At 56.1% G+C, this 19,753-nt stretch carries 18 protein-coding genes and 1 pseudogene; 6 read left to right on the top strand and 13 right to left on the bottom strand.

Annotated features, from left to right (window positions below; translation table 11 throughout):
• Positions 1-22 precede the first annotated feature (22 nt).
• Positions 23-670 (bottom strand): alpha/beta hydrolase, encoded by a 648-nt coding sequence (locus HH216_RS10285; protein ID WP_169550740.1) that lies wholly within the window; start codon positions 668-670, stop codon positions 23-25.
• A gap of 4 nt (positions 671-674) precedes the next feature.
• Positions 675-1,598, bottom strand: a complete 924-nt coding sequence (locus HH216_RS10290; RefSeq protein ID WP_169550741.1) for a Ppx/GppA phosphatase family protein — start codon at positions 1,596-1,598, stop codon at positions 675-677.
• Positions 1,599-1,656: 58 nt separating this feature from the next.
• Between HH216_RS10290 and rpsU the strand changes: the two genes are divergently transcribed.
• Positions 1,657-1,854 carry a 30S ribosomal protein S21 gene (gene rpsU, locus HH216_RS10295; RefSeq protein ID WP_093830837.1) on the top strand — a complete coding sequence of 66 codons (198 nt, stop codon included), beginning with the start codon at positions 1,657-1,659 and terminating at the stop codon, positions 1,852-1,854.
• A gap of 126 nt (positions 1,855-1,980) precedes the next feature.
• Here the strand turns inward: rpsU and HH216_RS10300 are convergent.
• Positions 1,981-2,435 (bottom strand): annotated as a pseudogene (locus tag HH216_RS10300) (type I restriction enzyme HsdR N-terminal domain-containing protein).
• Between the two features lie 116 nt (positions 2,436-2,551).
• Between HH216_RS10300 and HH216_RS10305 the strand changes: the two are divergent.
• Positions 2,552-3,322, top strand: a complete 771-nt coding sequence (locus tag HH216_RS10305; protein ID WP_169550742.1) for an AMP nucleosidase — start codon at positions 2,552-2,554, stop codon at positions 3,320-3,322.
• A 133-nt stretch (positions 3,323-3,455) separates the two neighbouring features.
• On the opposite strand, the gene HH216_RS10310 is transcribed toward HH216_RS10305, so the two are convergent.
• Complete coding sequence (locus HH216_RS10310) at positions 3,456-4,802, bottom strand: tetratricopeptide repeat protein (protein WP_169550743.1); 1,347 nt, start codon at positions 4,800-4,802, stop codon at positions 3,456-3,458.
• A gap of 256 nt (positions 4,803-5,058) precedes the next feature.
• Here HH216_RS10310 and HH216_RS10315 point away from each other — a divergent pair, with 256 nt between their 5' ends.
• Positions 5,059-5,493: an Hsp20/alpha crystallin family protein gene (locus HH216_RS10315; protein ID WP_169550744.1), complete on the top strand. Its 435-nt coding sequence runs from the start codon at positions 5,059-5,061 to the stop codon at positions 5,491-5,493.
• A gap of 69 nt (positions 5,494-5,562) precedes the next feature.
• Here HH216_RS10315 and HH216_RS10320 read toward each other — a convergent pair whose 3' ends face one another.
• Complete coding sequence (locus HH216_RS10320; RefSeq protein ID WP_169550745.1) at positions 5,563-6,219, bottom strand: phosphoribosylanthranilate isomerase; 657 nt, start codon at positions 6,217-6,219, stop codon at positions 5,563-5,565.
• Positions 6,220-6,299: 80 nt separating this feature from the next.
• Here HH216_RS10320 and HH216_RS10325 point away from each other — a divergent pair, with 80 nt between their 5' ends.
• Positions 6,300-7,553, top strand: coding sequence for an MFS transporter (locus HH216_RS10325; RefSeq protein ID WP_169550746.1), 1,254 nt, complete (start codon positions 6,300-6,302; stop codon positions 7,551-7,553).
• 7 nt (positions 7,554-7,560) lie between these two features.
• Here the strand turns inward: HH216_RS10325 and HH216_RS10330 are convergent, their stop codons facing one another.
• The gene (locus HH216_RS10330) at positions 7,561-7,758 is read right to left on the bottom strand and encodes a hypothetical protein (RefSeq protein ID WP_169550747.1); all 198 of its coding nucleotides are present in this window, start codon (positions 7,756-7,758) and stop codon (positions 7,561-7,563) included.
• 208 nt (positions 7,759-7,966) lie between these two features.
• Here HH216_RS10330 and HH216_RS10335 point away from each other — a divergent pair, with 208 nt between their 5' ends.
• Positions 7,967-8,830 carry an SMP-30/gluconolactonase/LRE family protein gene (locus HH216_RS10335; protein WP_169553332.1) on the top strand — a complete coding sequence of 288 codons (864 nt, stop codon included), beginning with the start codon at positions 7,967-7,969 and terminating at the stop codon, positions 8,828-8,830.
• A 69-nt stretch (positions 8,831-8,899) separates the two neighbouring features.
• On the opposite strand, the gene argH is transcribed toward HH216_RS10335, so the two are convergent.
• The 6 genes from argH to HH216_RS10365 all read right to left on the bottom strand — a co-directional run bounded on the left by argH (position 8,900) and on the right by HH216_RS10365 (position 18,593).
• Positions 8,900-10,243: an argininosuccinate lyase gene (gene argH / locus HH216_RS10340; RefSeq protein ID WP_169550748.1), complete on the bottom strand. Its 1,344-nt coding sequence runs from the start codon at positions 10,241-10,243 to the stop codon at positions 8,900-8,902.
• Positions 10,244-10,609: 366 nt separating this feature from the next.
• Entirely contained in the window at positions 10,610-12,043 is a 1,434-nt protein-coding gene (locus HH216_RS10345) for a RagB/SusD family nutrient uptake outer membrane protein (RefSeq protein WP_169550749.1), read from the bottom strand.
• Between the two features lie 14 nt (positions 12,044-12,057).
• A complete protein-coding gene (locus HH216_RS10350) occupies positions 12,058-15,264 on the bottom strand; it encodes a SusC/RagA family TonB-linked outer membrane protein (RefSeq protein WP_169550750.1) in 3,207 nt (1,068 codons plus the stop codon).
• A gap of 247 nt (positions 15,265-15,511) precedes the next feature.
• Positions 15,512-16,396 (bottom strand): sugar phosphate isomerase/epimerase family protein, encoded by an 885-nt coding sequence (locus HH216_RS10355; protein ID WP_169550751.1) that lies wholly within the window; start codon positions 16,394-16,396, stop codon positions 15,512-15,514.
• Positions 16,397-16,448: 52 nt separating this feature from the next.
• On the bottom strand, positions 16,449-17,312 hold the full coding sequence (locus tag HH216_RS10360; RefSeq protein WP_169550752.1) for a ceramidase domain-containing protein: 864 nt from the start codon (positions 17,310-17,312) through the stop codon (positions 16,449-16,451).
• 39 nt (positions 17,313-17,351) lie between these two features.
• Positions 17,352-18,593 carry an MFS transporter gene (locus tag HH216_RS10365; RefSeq protein WP_169550753.1) on the bottom strand — a complete coding sequence of 414 codons (1,242 nt, stop codon included), beginning with the start codon at positions 18,591-18,593 and terminating at the stop codon, positions 17,352-17,354.
• Between the two features lie 70 nt (positions 18,594-18,663).
• Between HH216_RS10365 and HH216_RS10370 the strand changes: the two genes are divergently transcribed.
• Entirely contained in the window at positions 18,664-19,128 is a 465-nt protein-coding gene (locus HH216_RS10370) for a Uma2 family endonuclease (RefSeq protein ID WP_169550754.1), read from the top strand.
• A gap of 5 nt (positions 19,129-19,133) precedes the next feature.
• Here HH216_RS10370 and HH216_RS10375 read toward each other — a convergent pair whose 3' ends face one another.
• Entirely contained in the window at positions 19,134-19,739 is a 606-nt protein-coding gene (locus HH216_RS10375) for a PD-(D/E)XK nuclease family protein (RefSeq protein ID WP_169550755.1), read from the bottom strand.
• Positions 19,740-19,753 lie beyond the last annotated feature (14 nt).

The following is a 19,753-nucleotide window of genomic DNA, read 5'->3' on the forward strand; positions in this document are numbered from 1 at the left end:
TGGCCTTTTACGTACTGATGAGTTAGGCAAGTAGGGTGTTAAGAACGGCTGGTTCGACGCGGTGGCCACCGTCGTAGGTCGTTACGAGCAGGTTTGGTACGTCGGCTTTCAGGCGATCAATGTACGTGTCAGTGTCAGGTAGTCGCTGGAGAAGTTCGTCCTGCAAGCCGTAGACGTAGTGCGTTTCCAGGCCCGCGAGTCGGGCGGGGTTGATGATGTCGGTAAGGCCGTTGGGAAAGAAGCCTGCCCAGAGAATGAGCCGGTCGACGCGGATGTGGCCATTGTCGATCCATCGGCAGGCCGTTGCGGCTCCCTGCGAAAAACCCAAGAGCGTAATGTGCAACGGGGCCGATGAGTGGGGGGTAAGGAGTTGGTCGTAAAGCGTGTTGAGGTAGCTGACAAAATCGCTGATTTCGGCGTCGCGGTCTTCGCGCGTCAGCCACGACGCCCCGATGCGAGTGTAGGTATTGTCGAGGTAGAGTCGGGATAGACCTTCCGGCACCACCACCACGGTCTGCTCGTCGGGCAGGCCCGTAAACTTGCGGCCAAAATACGACGCCAGCTGCCCGAAGCCGTGCAGGCAGAACCAGACGTTCCGGGTGTGTTCAGAGAACTTGCCGAGCGTGTAATAGCGGGCCGTGCGGGCTACGGTCAGGTGGTGTTCGGTCATGGTGTTAGACGAGGCTGCTCAAGATACCTTCTTTCAGCGAATAAGTCGAGGTGCGAATCTGGCTGATTCCGTATTGTTTGAGCACATAATCAATCAGGCAAACGGCCACGACGATCATATCGACGCGTAGTTCGATCATACCCGGTAGCTGCATCCGCTCAGTGTGGTTGCGGGTTATGAGCTGACTGTAGGCCCGGTAAAATTCCGCGACGGGCAGCAGGAACGTCGTCTGATCCGGGTCGGGCAGATGCCCTTTCTCGTGCATGGCGTACATATCGATCAGCGTATCGAACGAACCCGACGAACCGACCAGTACCGTTGGCTGGTACTGATGCACGGCGTTGGCCAGCGGCAAAAGCTGCTCCTGAAAATAATCGGTCAGCCGCCGGATGCTGCCGGGTGAAATCGGGTCACTGCTCATGAACCGCTCGCGCAGGCGCTGCCCACCGATCTCGAAGCTTTGTTTCCAGAAAATACGCGACTGATTGCCGAGAATGAACTCGACACTACCCCCGCCAATGTCGATTACGAGCGCGGTCTGCTCATCGAGCGCACCGGCCGCCCTGACTCCCTGATAGATGTATTCGGCTTCCTGCTCGCCCGACAGTACCCGAATCGGGATGCGCGTCTGGGCAAACACACGCTCGATGAACTCGGCCTGATTGCTCGCCACCCTAATCGCGCTCGTACCAGTAGCCAGCACATGATCGTCGCCGACGCCGAACTCATCGAGTTTCTGGCGGAAATACGTCAGCACGTCGAGGGCGCGGCCGATACCTTCTTCCGTAATAAGGCTCTGATTGATGCCAGCCTGACCAATACGGGCGGGTCGACTTTCGCGGAATAGTGTTTCTGTACCTTCATTCTGCCGATCCGCGATCAATAAATGAAACGTATTGGTTCCTAAGTCGATAATGGCTTGCTTCATGCCCGCAAATCTATTACCTTTGCCGTCCGGTTTTAGCTAAAATAGACTTTTTACAACAATGCTCATTATTAACGTCAAAGACAACGAGTCGATCGACAAAGCCCTGAAGCGTTTCAAGAAGAAATTCGAGAAGACGGGCGTGTTGCGGCAGCTGCGGTCGCGGACGGCTTTCCAGAAACCATCGGTAAAGCGTCGCACCGAAATCATCAAAGCCACCTACAAAGAGCGGATGTACGGTAATCACACCGAGCAGTAGGACCGGCACCGGTTGAGGCCCGGCCAGCTGAATGCGCAGTCAGCCCGGTTCGGATACCCTCACACAAGCACGCGGGAGCAGCAGACAGCTATGTTTGCTGCTTTTTCGTTTTTATAAAGACCTGTGCTAGCCAGTAATCGAGTCGTAAGCCGGAAAATCGTCGAGAAAGCGCACCTGCGCCGTGTCGTGGTCGATCCCGCAGCAGTAATGCGTCAGGCCGTTGGACACCACCACGTACGGAGCCCGGTGGACGTGGTTGTACCGGGTAATCTGATCGAATACGGCCTGACTCAGGGGTATGTGGGGGCTTTGCACTCCACAATCAGAAACGGCTGTCCCTGCCGGTCGAACACCATCACGTCGGTACGTTTCATTGTCTGATTGAGTACCAGCCCACCCTCCGAACGGATCAGGGCTTTGGGATAAGCGTAATGCGTCAGCAACAGGTTGACGATGTGTTGCCGCACCCACTCTTCGGGCGACAGCCGGACGTACTTCCGGCGTAACAAATCGAAAATATAATCCTTGCCTTCGACTTGTTTAGTTTTGTGCTCGAACGTCGGCAGATTTAACGTAACCATACACGAATATAAAGAGTGAAAGAGCGAATGAGTGAAAGAGCGACTGATAAGCGATTAACTTTTTTGCTCCACTATCACTCTTTCGCTCTTTCATTCTTTCGCTCTTTATACTACTTATGAAAACAAAAGAAGAAATCGTAACCAATTGGCTACCGCGCTATACCGGAACGCCACCAGAGCAGTTTGGCGAATACATTCTGCTTACTAATTTCATCAACTACGTCGAATTGTTCGCTGAGAAGTTCAGCGTTGAGGTGCAGGGTCGGGGCCGGGCCATGCAAACGGCGACGGCTAATAATATCACGATTATCAACTTCGGGATGGGCAGCCCGATGGCCGCTACCGTCATGGATCTGCTGTCGGCCATTAGCCCGAAGGCCGTGCTGTTTCTGGGCAAGTGCGGGGGGCTAAAGAAAACGCAGCTCGGCGACCTGATTCTGCCCATTGCTGCCATCCGGGGCGACGGTACCAGTAATGACTATATGCGCCCGGAGATACCGGCGCTGCCTTCATTTCGGTTGCAGCGGGCCGTTTCGTCAACCATCAAACGCTACGAACTCGACTACTGGACGGGCACGGTGTACACGACGAACCGGCGCATCTGGGAACACGATGAGGTGTTCAAGGATTACCTGCGCGAAATTCGGGCGATGGCGATAGACATGGAAACGGCGACAATTTTCACCGTCGGCTTTGCCAACTCAATCCCCCACGGGGCGTTGTTGCTGGTGTCGGATAATCCGCTGGTGCCGGAGGGGGTGAAGACCGAAGAAAGCGACAAGCGCGTAACGGGTCAGTTTGTCAACAAACACCTCGAAATCGGTATCGACGCTCTGATCGAACTCGAATCATCGGGCGACTCGGTGAAGCACCTGCGCTTCGAGTAGAAAGAATTTCGACAGGATTACATGACTGACAGGATCTCAATTACTTGAAAAAATCCTGTCAATCCGCCCGGCGGCCCGGCTGTAATCCTGTCGAACACAAATCCTGTCAGCTAGAAATCCCGTCTGGCGAAAGCTAGTTGCAGTACTGGCTGATGATTTTGTAGGCAGGGGTGTAGCCTAGCTCGCCCGCTTTCGAGAGGTCGAGGCACCCGGCATTGTCGTCGCCCAGCGTGTAGTTGATAAGCCCTCTTACGTAGTACGCTTCGGCGTACCGCGAATTCAGCCGGATGGTGTTGTTACAGTCTGTCAGAGCGGCCCGCTGATCGCCCTGTGCCGACCGGATCAGTGCCCGCGTAAAATAAGCGTCGGTGTAGGTCGGGTTGAGTTCGATAGACCGGTTCAGGTCGATCTGCGCGCCCCGGCTGTCGCCCTGCCGATTTTTGCTGATTCCCCGGCCCAGAAAGGCTTCCGACCGGTCCGCCGACAGGGTGTTGATCCTGAGGTTGTCGGCCACGGCATTCCGCAACTGATCGAGGATTGCCCGCGTCATGCGCCCCGGATAAACCTGTGTCTTGGGGTCAGCGATTTCGTTATTGATATCGATAGCCTGCGTAAAATCCAGGCTGGCACCCTTCTGATCCCCCAGTTTGCTGCGGCAGAATCCCCGACCGTAGTAAGCGTTATAGTTGATGGGATGCAGAGCAATCGCCTGATCGTAGTCAGGAATGGCACCTTTGTAATCTTCCAGTTTGCTCTTGGCAAAACCGCGGTAGTAGAACGATTCGCCGTCCTGCGGGTTCAGCTCAATGGCTTTGTTGAGGTCAGCCAGAGCGCCCGTATAATCCTGTAACTCAATCCGGGTGTAGCCGCGACCGGCGAATGCCTGGGCCCGCTTGGGGGTGGCTTCGACCACTTTGTCGAAATCCGTCAGGCTACCCGTGAAGTCGTTGAGCCGCTGCCGGTTAATACCCCGAACGTAGCGGTACTGCGCGTTGGCTGGCTCGATTTCGATGGCTTTGGAAAAATCGACCAGCGAAAGCCGATCCTGCCCCAACCGCGTCCGGCTAACGCCCCGGCTGTAGTAGGCTACGGCGTCGGTCGGGTTGAGTTCGATGGCCCGGCTGAAATCAAGCAGCGCACTCCGGTGATCGTCCTGCCGGCTTTTGCTGATTCCCCGGCTGAGATAAGCCAGTTCATCCTTCGAGTTAATCTCAACCGCCCGATCGTAGTCCAGAATAGCCCCGCGATGATCGCGCAGGTTTGCCTTTGCCAGCCCCCGGTTATAGTAACTGGGTCCGTTCTCCGGATTCATCGTAATTGCCATGCTGAACGCCTGCAAAGCACCGGTAAAATCACCTGATTTACTCTTCGTAATGCCGGTATCGAAGTAGTCAGCGGCTGTTTGCTGGGCGTACGTGGTGGCCGACGAAACAAAGCAGGAGATGACCAGGGCAGTAGTGGCCCGGAAAAGCTGATTCATGATAAGTTACGGTTGTTGGGGTAATCCGACTATTTAGACGTAAAGAAACACACTCAGGACACAACGAGGTCGGTAAATGCGTCATTTTTATCAACGTATACAATCTGCATGTGTCATTTTGTCTGTTTTCGCTTTGTCTTCTTGAGAAAATAAGACAAAATGGCGTGTTCTTTGGCTGTTTTTGCCTTGGTACGCTGTTTGTAAATAGAGAGATGTGTTCGCAACAGAACAGTAAACAACAAAAACTAAACTAGTCATGTCAACCCTCGTTCGATACAACCGCATCCCAACGTTCTTCAATCCATTCAACGCTGCCGCTGATTTTGGCCGTCCGATAGTTAGCCGCTATCAGAACACCATGCCCAGCGTACCGGCTGTGAACGTGAAAGAAACCGAAGCCGCTTTTGAAGTAGCTCTTGCTGCACCCGGTCTGAAAAAAGAAGATCTCAAAGTAAGCGTGCTGAAAGATCAACTGACTATCGCTTACAAATCGGAAAACAAAACCGACGAAACGACGGAGAAATTCACCCGTCAGGAGTTCAGCACGAGTCAGTTTGAGCGTAGCTTCCGTCTGCCTAAAAACGTCGATGCTGAGCAGATCAAAGCCAGCTACACGGATGGTATCCTGACCATTGAATTGCCCAAGGTGGCTGTTAAAGAAGCTGAAGTAAAAGAAATCGTGATTGGCTAATCTGAATAGCCAGAAACGTACCGGTAATGCAGAAAGGTGATCCGACTTCGGGTCACCTTTTTTTGTGCGCTATCGTAGCCGATCGACGAAAGCCCGAAGTTTGTCGGCGTCGAGTTGCCCATCGGTCCGAACGCCACTGCAAATGTCGAGGCCGAATGGGCGAACCTGCTCGATAGCCTCGCGCACGTTGGCTGGGTTGAGACCCCCCGCCAGAAAAACGGGGACCGGCGATTGGTCGACTATAGCCCGGCTGATCTGCCAGTTATGCACCCGGCCCGTACCGCCCAGTTCTTTCACGCTCAGGTTGGGGTTACCCGAATCGAGCAGCAGGGCATCGGCTCCGTTGGCTACGGCTGTTAGTGCTTCGGCCACGTTGCGTTCGTCGGTCACGTGAATAACCTGTACCAGCTTTACCGTTGGCAGGGCGTCGCGCAGTTGGGCGTAGGTATCGGCCGGAACCGCGTCGACGAGTTGAATCGTGCTAGCCTGCACCCGGCTGTGGTGCGCCAGAATACCGGCTGCCGTGGTTTCCGACGTCAGCATAAAGGTTGCGATGGGGGGCGGTACCTGCCTAACAATGTCGGCGGCTAGCGAATCGGCCACAACACCGGGGCCGCTGGGCATGGCCCCAACCAGCCCCAGCGCGTCGGCACCGAGTTGAATAGCCAGCCGGGCTTCGTCGGGACTGCTGATGCAGCAAACTTTCAGGCGGGTACAGGTAAACATAGTCCGGTGGTGAAATGAGTATGAAGGCGGGACAAAAATACGCCGTTTCGGGTTACCCCTCCGAACCCCCTTTTTCTGAAATGGTTGATGCCCCCCCGCCCCACGATCCCTATGCGTCGCTTCGCATTGCCGAATTCCGCTATTTCATTTCCAACAGTTTCCTGATCACCGCCACGCTGCTGATTCAGGAGGTAATTCTGGGTTATGAGCTGTACAAGATGACCCACGACCCGCTGACGTTGGGATTGGTCGGTCTGGCGGAGGCCCTGCCGTTTATCGCCCTGTCGCTGTTTGGCGGGCACCTCGCCGACCGGCGCGACAAAAAACGATTGCTGCAATGGAGCCTGCTGGTGATTATTCTGGGATCGGTGATTTTGTACGGCGTGTTTCAGCCCAATGTCGTGAGCCAGCTATCCCAGACGACACAATTGAGCGTCATCTACGGTGTACTGATGCTAATCGGTACGGCGAAGGGGTTTTATTCGCCGGCCAGTTCGTCGCTGAAACCGTTTCTGGTGCCCCGCGAACTATACGCTAACTCGGCCACCTGGAGCAGTTCGGCCTGGCAGGCCGGGGCTATCGTCGGGCCGGGGCTGGCCGGTTTTTTCTACAGCTGGTTCGGCTTCGATAATACGCTGATTATCATCATTGCCCTGCTAGTGGTTTGCCTGCTATTGATTACGTTGATCGACCGCAGGCCGGTACCGGTCAGTGCCGGGCCGGTACAAAGCCTGCGCGAAAGCCTCAAAGAAGGCTTCCGGTTTGTGTTCAAGACGCCCATTGTGCTGTACGCCATTTCGCTCGATCTGTTCTCGGTACTGTTCGGTGGGGTTGTGGCTATTCTGCCCATCTTCGCCGAAGATATTCTGCGCGTTGGGGCCGAAGGACTCGGCTTTTTGCGGGCCGCACCATCGGTCGGGGCCGTGCTGACGTTAGCGGTCATGACCCAGTACCCGCCGACGCATAACGCCTGGCGCAACATGTTGCTGGCGGTGGCAGGCTTCGGTGTGGCTACGGTCATTTTCGCACTGTCGACCAATTTCTACCTGTCGCTGTTTATGCTGGCCCTGACCGGCGCATTCGACAGCGTGAGCGTTATCATCCGACAAACGATTTTGCAGATTTTCCCACCCGATCACCTGCGGGGTCGAGTCGCGGCTGTTAACGGTATTTTCGTCAGCTCGTCCAACGAGATTGGTGCATTTGAATCGGGCGTGATGGCTCGTCTGTTCGGCACTGTACCGTCGGTGCTGATCGGTGGTGCGTTCACGATAATCGTGGTCTCGTACGTGTACCTGCGTTCGAAAAACCTGTTTTCGGTACGACTGAGCTGATACGCCGTCAGCGCTGTGCTGCCATAGCCGCGTACAGGCTAACGTTTAGCGGCATATTGAGTAAAACCCGGTTGTCGAAGGCTTCCCAGAATAATTCGTCGGAAAGCTGGTAGTCACACTGGAGCCGAAGCATATCGCGCATGCTTTCCTTTAGCTGGTAGAATAGGGGCGAAGAATGCGGGTTGACTGACGAATACTGTTCCATTGGTATCGGTTGGTTATGGTATATAGGCGGGTTCATAAACCCGCTGATTCTGAGATTGTTCGTTAAAATTTTGGGCGCATGGTCTGAGCAATAGGAATAGTTCAACCGTAACCACGCTTTCCAACACCCGACGCCCTCACTAACCCGGCAAGATCCAAATCAGAAATATTTTCCATTCCCTAAACGTACTGATTATCAATTTTATATGATGAAATCGACTACTGTTCTGTGCCTGGGTATGCTGGTGGTCTGCGCCAGCCTACCGACGCAGGCTAAACCGAAGCCCGGTAAGCTGGTGAAAGCGTGGGAAACCGACTCTACCCTGCGAACGCCCGAATCGGTGCTGTTCGATCCCTCCGAAAACGTCCTGTACGTGAGTAACATCGACGGTAAATCCGACGAGCTGGATGGTAGCGGCTTTATCTCGAAAGTGTCGCCCGATGGTAAGATCACCAACCTGCGCTGGACGTCGGGGCTGAACGCGCCGAAGGGAATGGGCCTGCACAAAGACCGGCTGTACGTGACGGACCTGTACCGGCTGGTGGCCATCAACACCGCAACCGGGCAAGCCGAAAAAACGTGGGACGCCGTACCGCAGCAGGGGGCTTTCCTCAACGACGTGACCATCGATAAAGCCGGTACAGTTTACGTCTCCGACAACCGGAACAACAAGATTTACCGCCTGAAAGACGACAAGTGGGAGGTCTGGATGGAGGGTGAACAACTCAACGGACCCAACGGCTTGCTGGTGGTGGGTACCGATAAGCTGCTGATCGGTAGCGGCAAGCTGGGTGCGTTGCAGGCTGTCGATATCAACACGAAAGCCATCACCAAACTGGCCGACGGCATGGCCGCTACGGACGGTATCGAGCCGGAGGGAAAGAAAAACTACTTTGTGTCGGACTGGAACGGGCAGGTTTTTCATGTTACCGCCGATGGTAACAAACAGCAGGTACTCGACACCCGCACCGACAAAATTAACTCCGCCGACATCGCCTACATCAACAAGCGCAAACTGCTGATCGTCCCGACGTTCTTCAAGAACAAGCTGGTGGCGTACAAATGGCAATGATTGAATGATAGAGTGATAGAATGAGTGAATAAGGTTGAAAACAGCCCATTCACTCATTCTATCACTCCATCATTCAATCATTCCAACTAGCTGCCGAATGGCTTCTTGTGCGCGGGTGGCGCCGAAGCCGTCGAGGGCCTGTTTCATCTGCGCGACGATCAGGTCGGTGCCGAGGTTGCCAATGCTGCCTTCGTGCGTGTGGTTGAGTTGCGTTGGTCGTTCGTAGGTGTGCTCCGCGATTTCTTTCCCAACGACGCGATAGGCTTCGCGGAACGGCACACCCTGCAAGACTAGCTCGTTGACCCGCTCCACGCTGAACAACAGGTCGTACTTCGAGTCATCAAGCAGGTTTGGCTTTACTTGCAGGTGTTCGAGCATAAACTCGCTGATGCTCAAACAGTCGAGGATTTCGTCGAAAGCGGGCATCAGAATTTCCTTGAGCAACTGCATATCGCGGTGATAGCCGGATGGCAGGTTGCTTAGTACCATCGTTACTTCCATCGGCAGCGCTTTCAGGCGGTTGCTCTTAGCCCGCAACAGTTCGGCTACGTCGGGGTTTTTCTTGTGCGGCATGATGCTGCTGCCCGTAGTCAGGGCGTCGGGCAAAATCAGGAAGCCAAAATTCTGACTGTTGTAGAGGCAGACGTCCATCGCCATTCGACCGATGGTGGCGGCAATGGCGGCAATGGCTGTCAGGGCCGTCTGTTCGGTTTTGCCCCGGCTCATCTGCGCGTAAACCACGTTGACGTGCATCCCCTCGAAGCCCAGCAGTTCGGTCGTGAGCGTTCGGTTCAGCGGGAACGACGAGCCATAGCCCGCGCCCGACCCCAGCGGGTTGCGGTTGGCCAGCCGGTAGGCCGTTTGCAGCGTCAGCATATCGTCGGACAGGGCTTCGGCATACGCGCCGAACCACAGCCCAAACGACGATGGCATAGCGATTTGCAGGTGCGTGTAGCCCGGTAACAAATCATCCTTGTGTTGCTCCGACCGCTTTACTAACTGATTAAATACCCGCTCAATGGCCTGCGCAACCTGCCAGAGCCGGTCGCGGGTAAACAGCTTCAGATCGACCAGTACCTGATCGTTGCGCGACCGGCCCGAGTGAATCTTCTTACCCACATCGCCCAGCTTGCGCGTCAGCATCAGCTCGACCTGCGAATGCACATCTTCGACACCGTCTTCAATCTCAAACTGCCCTTGCCCGATCTGCGCGTAAATGGCGTTGAGTTCGGTCGTTAGCTGGGTCAGTTCATCGGTGGTGAGCAGGCCGATGGTTTCGAGCATCCGGGCGTGGGCGAGGTTGCCCTGCACATCGAACGGAGCCAGATACAGGTCCATCTCGCGGTCGCGCCCGACGGTGAAGCGTTCAATCTGTTCGGCCGTCGAGACGCCTTCTTTCTGCCAGAGTTTCAATGGAATCTAGTTTAAAGTTTGTGGTTCAAGGTCTACCGTTTGGCTCATGAACTGGACATACCCCTAAGGGGCAGTGCTGTCAAATTCTAGCCCGTTTACCCCCCAGCCCCCTGAAGGGGGAGCATTCCGCGAATGAACTACTCCCCCTTCAGAGGTTGTTTGGGGAAGCACAATCCGGGTCAAAAGTGCCTTTTGTCATCCCGACGACAGGAGGGATCTTCGCTAGGAGCAGAAAAACGCCTGTTACCGGAGATCCCTCCTGTCGTCGGGATGACAAAAATTCGCTCCCCAAACAACCTCTCAGGGGGCTGGGGGTAAACCCTTGAACGCGTCCGCAAAAGTACGGCTACCAGCGGGAACCGGGTATCAATAGCCGGAATTCTGTTTGAGTTTGCCCGGATTGATGTCGATCTGGCTTTGCGGGATGGGAAAAATCAGGTTGTTCTGCGTGAGCGTGGTTTTGATACCGATAGCTGACGCTTTCGAGTTAAGTACCGGAATGGCGCGGTCGGTGCGGACGAGGTCGAACCAGCGGTGCCCTTCAAACGCCAGCTCCGACCGCCGTTCCTGCTCCAGCGCCAGCCGCATATCAGCCTGGGTGCCGATGGCTTTGTCGGCCAGACTCACCCGACGGCGAATCTGGTTGAGGTACGGCAGGGCGTCGGTGGTTTTGCCGGTTTCGTTGAGCGCTTCCGCATACATCAGCAGCACATCCGCGTAGCGCAGCACGTACCAGTCGTCTTCGGAGTCGTTGACGACGACCGGCGGATCGAGGTATTTTTTGATATAGTACGCATCGACCCGCGCCCCGCTGGTGCTTGTGTAGCTGGTAGCCATCGAGATTGCTTTACGCGGGTCGTTGGCTTCGTAGCTCCGTTCTAGGTCGGCGGTGGGGATGTTGTTGCCGCCCCCGCCAAATGCCACGACTGCGCTCCCTGAGTTGGTCGGGGCGTAGGTGTTGGCGTAGTTGCTACCCTCGCCGATGTTGCCTTTCTTGTACTGCACCTCGAAGATCGACTCCCGACTGTTTTTGTTGGCGGGTGTGAACAGGTTGGCGTAGCTGGGCAGGAGCGAGTAGGTGCCCCGGTCGATCACTTCTTTGAGTTTGGTCGCGGCTCCGGTGTAGTTTTTCTGGGTCAGGTACACTTTCCCCAGCAGGCTTTTGGCGGCTCCCGACGTGGCCCGTCCGATGTCGGCACCCGTGTAGCTGACGGGCAGCGCGGCTTCGGCATCCGTCAGGTCTTTGTTGATCTGAGCATACACATCGGCAGTAGGCGTCCGGCCGTAATCGTAGCCCTGCAACGGATCGGTGATTTCGGTCAGCACCAGCGGTACATCACCAAAAAACCGCACCAGATTGAAATACATCAGCGCGCGCAGAAACTTGGCTTCCCCGATAATGCGGCTTTTCAGCGTCGCATCCATCGTAACGCCCTCGATACGCCCGATCACAGTGTTGCAGCGGTAAATACCCCGGTAGCCGTCGCTCCAGGCTGCCAGCAGGTACGGGTTGGTGGTAATGAGATAGAACTTATCGAACTGATCCTGATCGGTAACGGTACCCGACAGCACGGGGTAGGTATCGTCGGACGGTATTTCGGTCATGACGTAGTATTGCCCGTATTGGCCGGGCGCCTGCAAGGCACCATACGCCCCGCTCAGAGCGGTTAGAATGTCGGACTGGGTCTGGTAATACGACGAGGTATTGATGGACGAGATCGGCGCCAGGTCCAGAAATTTATCGGTGCAGGCGGTCAGGCTTAGGGTTAGCAGACCCGCCAGGATATATGATTTTTTCATCGATGTCAGGTTGATTAGAAGCCCAGGTTTAAGCCAACGGTGTAGGTGCGGGCCAGCGGATAGGAACCGTAGTCGACGCCACCGGTCAGCGGGCCTTCGTAGCCGCTTACTTCCGGGTTGTAGCCGAGGTATTTCGAGAACGTAACGGCGTTCTGCACCCCCGCATACAGGCGCAGCGTCTGGATTTTGGCCTTCTGCGTCAGTGCCTGCGGGAAGTTGTAACCCAGCGTGATGTTGCGAATCCGGAAGTACGACGCGTTCTCAACCCACCGGCTCGACACCTGGCCATTGCTGCCCGTCGAGCGGGCGTTGGCGCGCGGGGTTTTGCCATCGCCGGGGTTCTGCTCCGACCGCCACCGGCCTTCCACCACCGTCAGCTGGTTCTGGTTGCCTTCCAGGTTCTCGAAAAACCGGCGCGACAGGTTCAGAATCTGACCACCCTGCACCCCCTGCGCAACTATGCTCAAATCGAAGCCTTTAAACGACAGCGAGTTGGTGATGCCGTAGATGAAATCGGGCTGGTTATTGCCGATAATGGTCCGGTCGTTGGCGTCGATCTTCCCGTCGCCGTTGACGTCGGCGTATTTGATGTCGCCCGGCCGGCTGTCGGAGAAGTGCGGGTATGCGTCGAGCTGAGCCTGATTCTGGAAAATGCCGAGCTGCTGGTAGCCGTAGAAATTGCCCAGCGGCTTCCCGACAACGGTGATATTGGTCGACCCGATACCCGAGTTGTTGATGATGGCGTCGCCGTTGGGGCCGAGGGCCAGCACCGTGTTGCGGTTAAACGACAGGTTCAGGTCGGTAGTCCAGGTGAGACCCTTGCCGCCACCGTCGATGTTGCGCGTCGAGAGGGCAAACTCCATCCCTTCGTTTTTGACCTTACCAATGTTCTGCACCGCCGTCGAGAAGCCCGTCAGCGTTGGCACCTGCACCGATAGCAGCAGGTCCGTCGTTATCCGATTGTAGTAATCGGCCGTCAGGAAAACGCGGTTCTGAAACAGCCCCAAATCAAGGCCAATGTCGGTCTGCCGACTTTTTTCCCAGCCGAGCCGGTTGTTGGCGATGCTGCTGGTGGCCAGTCCGTTCGACAGGGCGTTGCCAAATACATAGTTGTCTTTGGTCAGCACACCGATGGCGGGGTAGTTGGTGGTAAAGGCGTTGTTACCCGACAGGCCGTAGCTGGCGCGGAGTTTCAGGTCGGTAATGACGGGTACCGATTTCATAAACGGCTCCTCGATGATGCGCCAGCCCACCGACGCCGATGGGAACGTACCGAAGCGATTGGTTGGGCCAAACCGCGATGAGCCGTCGCTCCGAATCGAGGCATTGAACAGGTAGCGGTCTTTGTAATTGTAGATGACCCGCGCGAAGTACGACGCCAGCGTCCACTGCGTCCGGTTAGACGTACCGCCCGTGATGGTGCCCGCATTGATGGTGCGGACGATGTCATTGGGGAAGTTGTTGGCGTTGACCTGGCTTTCCTCGAAATCGTTGCGCTGCGACTCCAGCCCGACCAGGGCTTCGACATGATGCGTATTGCTTAGGTCGAGCGTGTAATTCAGCGTGTGGTTCGTAACCCAGTTTATGTTCTGGTTGGTGTAGGCGTACGCACTGTTCGGCGTCAGCGGGAGCAGGCTGCTGGTGGGGATTGCCGACGTCTGGTAGTAGTTCTGGCGCAGGTAGTTCAGGTCGGCCCCGACGGTGCCCCGGTACCGCAGCGTCTTATAGATGGCCAGTTCGGCGTAGGCATTACCGAGCAAGCGAAGCTGTGACACGTTGTTGTCGACTTCGGTAATGTTGGCCACCGGGTTCGTTACGCCCGACCAGTCGTAGGGCGTGGCGTAGTACAGTTCCGAGTTATAAACGCTGGTGCCGGGCTGGTAGATCGGGATAAACGGCAGTAGCGTCAGGGCCGCGTTGATAACCCCGTTGCTGGCCCAGTGACCATCGGAATTGACCCGGCTTTCGGTCTGATAGGTCGGGCTGAAGCTGACGCCGACTTTCAGTTTCGAACTAAGCTGGGCGTCGACGTTGGAGCGGACGGTATAGCGGTTGATACCCGACTTGCGGATAATACCGTCCTGCTTGAGGTAGTTGCCCGACAGGAAATACTGCACTTTCTCGCTACCGCCCGACGCCGACAACTGGTAGTTGCTGATGGGTGCTTTGCGGAAAATCATGTCCTGATAGTCGTAGGAAGTCAGGCTGTTGGGGTCGTTGAAGTTCACGCCGGGAAACTCCACGCCCTGCGGGTAACGGTACCGTAAACCGGCCGGCCGCGCACTGTTGGGATCGTTGACCGACGCCCCCGCAACCCGTTCCAGATAGGCCGTATTAGTAGCTTCCTTGTTGAATTCAGCAAACTGCTGCGCGTTTAGCACGCTCATCTTCTTGCTGACCTCCTGCGAACCGATGTAGTAGTCGAAGTTGATCCGGTTTTGCCCCGCCTTGCCGCGTTTGGTTGTGACCATCACGACCCCGTTGGCTCCCCGCGACCCGTAGATAGCCGTTGCCGACGCATCTTTCAGTACGTCGATCTTGTCGATATCATTGGGGTTCAGCTGATTGAGGCCACCGGCATTAGTCTGGGTGCCGGAGTTGAGCGGTTGCCCGTCGATGACGACCAGCGGCCCATTGCCCGCGCTGATCGACCCAAGCCCGCGCACTTTGATGGACGGCGCGTTGCCAGGCGAACCGGTGTTCTGCTGAATAAGCACACCCGGCATCCGGCCCGCCAGCCCTTCAACCACGTTCGGAACGGGCTGGTCTTTGATGGTGGTCGTTTTCAGCGACGCCACAGAACCGGTCAGTTCGCGCCGGTTCTGGGTGCCGTAGCCGACAACGACGATTTCGCTGAGCGTTTTATCATCGGTGGCCATCGTAACGTCGAGGGTGCTGCGGTTGCCAGCGACGATTTCCTGCGTGGCATAGCCGATAAACGAAAACACCAGCGTAACACCCTGATCCGGAACACTCAGGCGGTAGTTACCATCGGTGTCGGTGGTGGTGCCCCGGCTGGTGCCCTTCACCACAACGCTAACTCCCGGCAAACCGCTATTGGTAGACCCATCCGTCACGCGCCCCGTAATGGTCTGGTCGGCCGTGCGCTGCGACGAAACTTGCACCGACCGGGCCGTGGCCAGTGTCTGGGCCGCAGCGGCCGTGTCGTTCAGCAGCAGATTAACCGTTAAAAAAGATAGGATTAGAAGAGGTTGCTTCATACAAGAGCTGATTGTGGAGTGAATGACAACGTACGGCGCTTTCGGCCTGAATATACAGGCTGATTCTGCTCTGCTATTTGTTTAAAGAGGGTTTCAGCAAAATAATATACTGGACTTGCCGGGGAAGAACGCAGCAAATAGCCGAGAACAGGCACAAGTAACAGGGGTGCGTTTTGATAGGAATACCGTTTCCCGTGTCTGCCTCCGTGGCGCGGTGAGGACACAGACACGGGAATTCGTCCACAGGTTAGCCTATCGGCCGCAGGAAGTCGCTGCTTTTTCGAAGCGACACGTCGGGGTCGGCTACCAGATCCTGCTCAACGATGAAATGCTCGACGCCTGCCGCCTGCGCTTTGGCGACAATGTCGGACACGTTGAGCACGCCATTGCCCAGGGTGGTCATGTACGGAAACAGCGACATCCACTCCGTCGATACGCTGCCGTCGCCCGAAAACCGGACGGGTTCGGCCATGTCTTTAAGGTGAATCAGGCGGTAGCGGTCGGAGTAGCTGTCCAGCAGCGTTATCGGGTCGGCACCTCCGGCGGTGGTCCAGTAAATGTCGAGTTCGAGAAAGACCAGCTCCGGGTCGGTATGGTCCAGCAGCAGTTGCAGGGGCGTCTGCCCATCCTGTTCGTGCAGTCCGTAACCGTGGTTGTGGTACGCAAACCGGACTCCCGCCTGCCGTGCCGACTCGCCAATCTGGTTGAAGGTGTCGGCCATACGCCGATAGTCATCCATCGTTTGGCGGTGCTGTTCGGGAATCGCGGGTAGCACAACGTAGTTGGTGCCGAGCGTCTGGGCGGCTTCACCGAGTTTGTCCATGCGGTATTGCAGCGTATCGAGATCGGTATGCAAGGCCGCAACGCTCATTCCGTTTTGCGACAGAATACCGTGCATCTCCCGCACCGTCCGGCCAAAGAAGCCACTGCCCGAAAAGCCCAGATAGGGCGTGATGGCTTCCCATTCGGCCAGCGCCATGTCGGTGCTGAACGGGTACGGCCCAAACAGTTCAACTTCGGTGTAGCCCATCTGCGCCAGCATATCGATGGTGCCGGGTAGATCGTTGTTCAGGCGTTTGGGGAGTGAAAACAACTGAATGCCAATGGATTTAGGGATTGACAGGCTGGACATTTTGCGGGATGGTTAAGGGGTTTTCAACACAGAGACACAGAGAGCACAGACTTTACTGCACTAGCCCTGTACTCCGTGTTCTCCGTGACTCTATGTTGATACTTGTCAGACGAAAAAACAGATACGCGCAAAAGCTACTCAGTCCCGTCAGCAGATGCCAGATGGCGTGACCCTGGAGGATTGAATACGGGTCGCAGTTGATTTTCTGCACGTCCATCGTCCTGATTTTTATGGCGATAAACGTCAGCGCGACACTGGCCAGCACCAGCCACAGTGACCGTTGCCGGCGGAACTGTACGTAGTTGATGAGCATCCCCAGCGTCAGGGCCACAATCAGCGCGGGTAGCAGCCGCGAACTGGGCAGGCGCGGGGCCAACAGCCAGAAATACGCGATCACGACCAGCACAATCAGTACCCAGATCAGTTGTCGGCGTGGGTTAAGCCGGACGGTATGGAAGATGTGATACACCGCCACGCTAATCAGCGACAGCATCAGCCCGTAAGTCGCGTTCATATCGACGCGCTGCCCGATGGTCGTTAGTGATGCGTGAAAAAATGCGCTGCCGACGCCGAGGTACACAAAGCACCCACCCACCAGTACCGACAGTGCCGGGAATCGTTCGAGCCGGTTTAGCCGCGCATTGCCGGATCGGCTGCTGTCGGCATTCGCCAGTAGCAGGATAAATGCACCGAAGAACACGTACGCCAGGTTGGAATAGGTGTTGCTGGGCTGGTGGAAAAAGCGATGAATGTGGTTGAACTCGCAGTATTCGACGATTTTCGCCGACCGGCTTATCTCCATCGGTTGCCAGATAGTCCCACTCAGCCACCAGTCGAGCAATCCCCAGACAACGCCCATCCCCAGCGTGAGCAGTAACGCACGAAACAGCAGTGGCAACACAGTCGATCTTGTCATACCTACCGAAGCCGGGCGGGCGTCGCGGCTACTGTTGATTTACGAAGCAACGGGAGCCGTTTCGGGATGGGGTTGATCGGTTTCGCGTTGTCCCAGCCACCAGAACCCAGCCGTAGCGAGGCCGCACAGTCCGGCCAACAGAAGCCAGTTGGCCGAGAAACCGACGTGCGCTACGAGCTGCGCGCCCAGCGCGGGCGATGTGGTCTGAGCCAGCGCTCCCGCCATCGAATACAACGCCAGATATTGCCCCCGGTTCTGCGGGGTGCCCCGGTTGGCCGCAAACGACTGCATAAACGGCATTGCCAGCATCTCGCTCGCCGTGATGATAAGCACCGTCCACAGGGCTACCCCCGCCAGTTGCGACTGCGTCATGAGCAGGTAGGCCACTCCGAGCAGCAGCGTACCCATTCCGGCCAGCATCAGCCGGTTCCGAAAACGCTGTTCCAGCGTGTAAACCAGCGCCACCTCAATCAGTACGATCAGCAGGCCATTCAGCGACATCAGCAAACCAATCTGCGATTTGGTGAGGTGCAGTACTTCCCGGAAATACAGCGTGACGATACTAAAAAACTGCATGAAGCCCATGAAATACAGCGTCGCCAGGAGGGCAAAAAACAGATAGGCCCGGTCGCGGTAAGGCGATAGCCGGGGCAGTTGAGGAGTGTCCGGGTGTGTGACTGAGTCCACCTGCCGGGCGGGTATGGGCAGTCGCATAAACAGAATCAGCGCGGCCAGCAGGCAGGTTAGTCCGTCGGTCCAGAACAGAAGTCGGTAATCGAGTTGGGCGAGAAAACCACCCAGCGACGCGCCGATGGTCCAGCCGAGGTTAATGGCGAGTCGATTCAGCGAAAACGAACGGGTGCGGGTGTCGGGCGTAGCGTAATAAGTCAGTGCCGCCTGGTTGGCGGGCCGAAAGGAATCGCCCAGCAGGGTAAACAGAAATACACTGCCGCAGAGCGCGTAAAAATTGGTGACGAACTGAAGCCCGACCAGTGCCAGACCGCCGAAGACCAGACTCAGTAACTGCACATAGTAAAACCCAAACCGGTCGGTCAGGCGACCGCCGAGAAACGTACCGATGAGTGCCCCGCTGCCAAACACGGCCATCACGATACCGGCCTGCGCGACCGTATAGTGCAGCCGTTCGGTCATGTAAAGCGTCAGGTACGGCAGCACCATCGTCCCGATCCGATTGATGAGCATGACGCCCGCCAATAACCAGACCGTCGGCGACAACCCCGTATACGCTCGTCGGTAAAGCCGAAATGTCTGCTGAATCATAGTACTGCAAGCCTATCCGACTGATTGCGGTTCAGGCCGGAAAATGATAAGTTTACAAAAAAGGTGCGATATGGAAGCGGTCGTTGAGTTACCAGATTATGAAGCCGAACGCGGTAAGCCCATACCCAGTAAAAATCACGCAATTATCCAGAGTAACTTACTGGTTGAGCTAACCCTGAATTACCGGGGAACGTATCAGTTTCTATCTGAAATCAGTTTAGAAAACCCACGCGCCGTACCCGACGTGGCTATATTTTCGCCTATGCCGTATGACCCGCTGCACGACGAGGTCAGACTGAATCAGATACCGCTTGGCGTCATCGAAATCATGTCGCCCTCCCAAACTCAGGACGAACTGATCGACAAGGCAGAGGCTTACTTTCAGGCAGGCGTACAATCGTACTGGCTGGTAAATCCCGTCTTTCGGATTGTACACATCCTGCACAGCCGCGACGAATACACAAACGTAACCGAAGGAACGCTCACGGACAGTCGATTGAATATCTCGCTGCCACTTGCCAACCTATTCCAGTAGCCGATTTACCGGCGTCGGGCGTCGGGATTGTCGCCGGGCGTGACGAAGATTTTTTTGTCGGTAATCAGGGCACGGTGTTCGTCTAAGAACGCTTTGAACTGCCGGATTTCTTCGATCTGCCTGTCAATTGGGTGCGTCAGGCTGTAGCTTTCGACGTAAACGTCGGTAAAATCCGTAATCACGTATTCCATCAGCTTGATGCCTTTACGCTTCAGCGCGTGCAGGTACAGGTTTTGATGGTTGTGCGCGAAGCGGCCCGGCTGGTAACTGCCTGTTGTTTTTAAATCCACCGCCTTGAACGTACCGATCAGGTCGACATACCCGTAAAACAGCACATCCTCAACTTCCCACTGACAATACACCTGCGTATCGACGATGGGGCGGGGGAGGAGTTTTCTGACGCGCTTGACGATGTCGGCGTCGAAGCGGTCTTCGTCGGTGCCTTTGACGATGGCTTCTTCAAACGACGTACCGCGTTCCTGCGCGGCCGTAGTCGGTGTCGGCACCCGGTTGATACTGTCGATAAGTTGCTGAACGGACAGGTTGCCGCCCTGCATATAACGCGAAAAGGTGTTGAGCAGCGATGGGTAAAAACGGTACTGAATCGGCATGGTAGCGTCGGAAA

The organism is Spirosoma rhododendri (assembly GCF_012849055.1).
Classification (GTDB): Bacteria; Bacteroidota; Bacteroidia; order Cytophagales; family Spirosomataceae; genus Spirosoma; species Spirosoma rhododendri.

What these genes read in the sequence shown, in the direction of transcription:
- HH216_RS10330 (WP_169550747.1), bottom strand. Translation starts at nt 7,758, where the DNA reads ATGGAACAGTATTCGTCAGTCAACCCGCATTCTTCGCCCCTATTCTAC.
- HH216_RS10325 (WP_169550746.1), top strand. Translation starts at nt 6,300, where the DNA reads ATGGTTGATGCCCCCCCGCCCCACGATCCCTATGCGTCGCTTCGCATT.
- HH216_RS10355 (WP_169550751.1), bottom strand. Translation starts at nt 16,396, where the DNA reads ATGTCCAGCCTGTCAATCCCTAAATCCATTGGCATTCAGTTGTTTTCA.
- HH216_RS10370 (WP_169550754.1), top strand. Translation starts at nt 18,664, where the DNA reads ATGGAAGCGGTCGTTGAGTTACCAGATTATGAAGCCGAACGCGGTAAG.
- HH216_RS10360 (WP_169550752.1), bottom strand. Translation starts at nt 17,312, where the DNA reads ATGACAAGATCGACTGTGTTGCCACTGCTGTTTCGTGCGTTACTGCTC.
- HH216_RS10305 (WP_169550742.1), top strand. Translation starts at nt 2,552, where the DNA reads ATGAAAACAAAAGAAGAAATCGTAACCAATTGGCTACCGCGCTATACC.
- HH216_RS10345 (WP_169550749.1), bottom strand. Translation starts at nt 12,043, where the DNA reads ATGAAAAAATCATATATCCTGGCGGGTCTGCTAACCCTAAGCCTGACC.
- HH216_RS10365 (WP_169550753.1), bottom strand. Translation starts at nt 18,593, where the DNA reads ATGATTCAGCAGACATTTCGGCTTTACCGACGAGCGTATACGGGGTTG.
- HH216_RS10375 (WP_169550755.1), bottom strand. Translation starts at nt 19,739, where the DNA reads ATGCCGATTCAGTACCGTTTTTACCCATCGCTGCTCAACACCTTTTCG.
- rpsU (WP_093830837.1), top strand. Translation starts at nt 1,657, where the DNA reads ATGCTCATTATTAACGTCAAAGACAACGAGTCGATCGACAAAGCCCTG.
- HH216_RS10285 (WP_169550740.1), bottom strand. Translation starts at nt 670, where the DNA reads ATGACCGAACACCACCTGACCGTAGCCCGCACGGCCCGCTATTACACG.
- HH216_RS10350 (WP_169550750.1), bottom strand. Translation starts at nt 15,264, where the DNA reads ATGAAGCAACCTCTTCTAATCCTATCTTTTTTAACGGTTAATCTGCTG.
- HH216_RS10315 (WP_169550744.1), top strand. Translation starts at nt 5,059, where the DNA reads ATGTCAACCCTCGTTCGATACAACCGCATCCCAACGTTCTTCAATCCA.
- HH216_RS10320 (WP_169550745.1), bottom strand. Translation starts at nt 6,219, where the DNA reads ATGTTTACCTGTACCCGCCTGAAAGTTTGCTGCATCAGCAGTCCCGAC.
- HH216_RS10310 (WP_169550743.1), bottom strand. Translation starts at nt 4,802, where the DNA reads ATGAATCAGCTTTTCCGGGCCACTACTGCCCTGGTCATCTCCTGCTTT.
- HH216_RS10335 (WP_169553332.1), top strand. Translation starts at nt 7,967, where the DNA reads ATGAAATCGACTACTGTTCTGTGCCTGGGTATGCTGGTGGTCTGCGCC.
- HH216_RS10290 (WP_169550741.1), bottom strand. Translation starts at nt 1,598, where the DNA reads ATGAAGCAAGCCATTATCGACTTAGGAACCAATACGTTTCATTTATTG.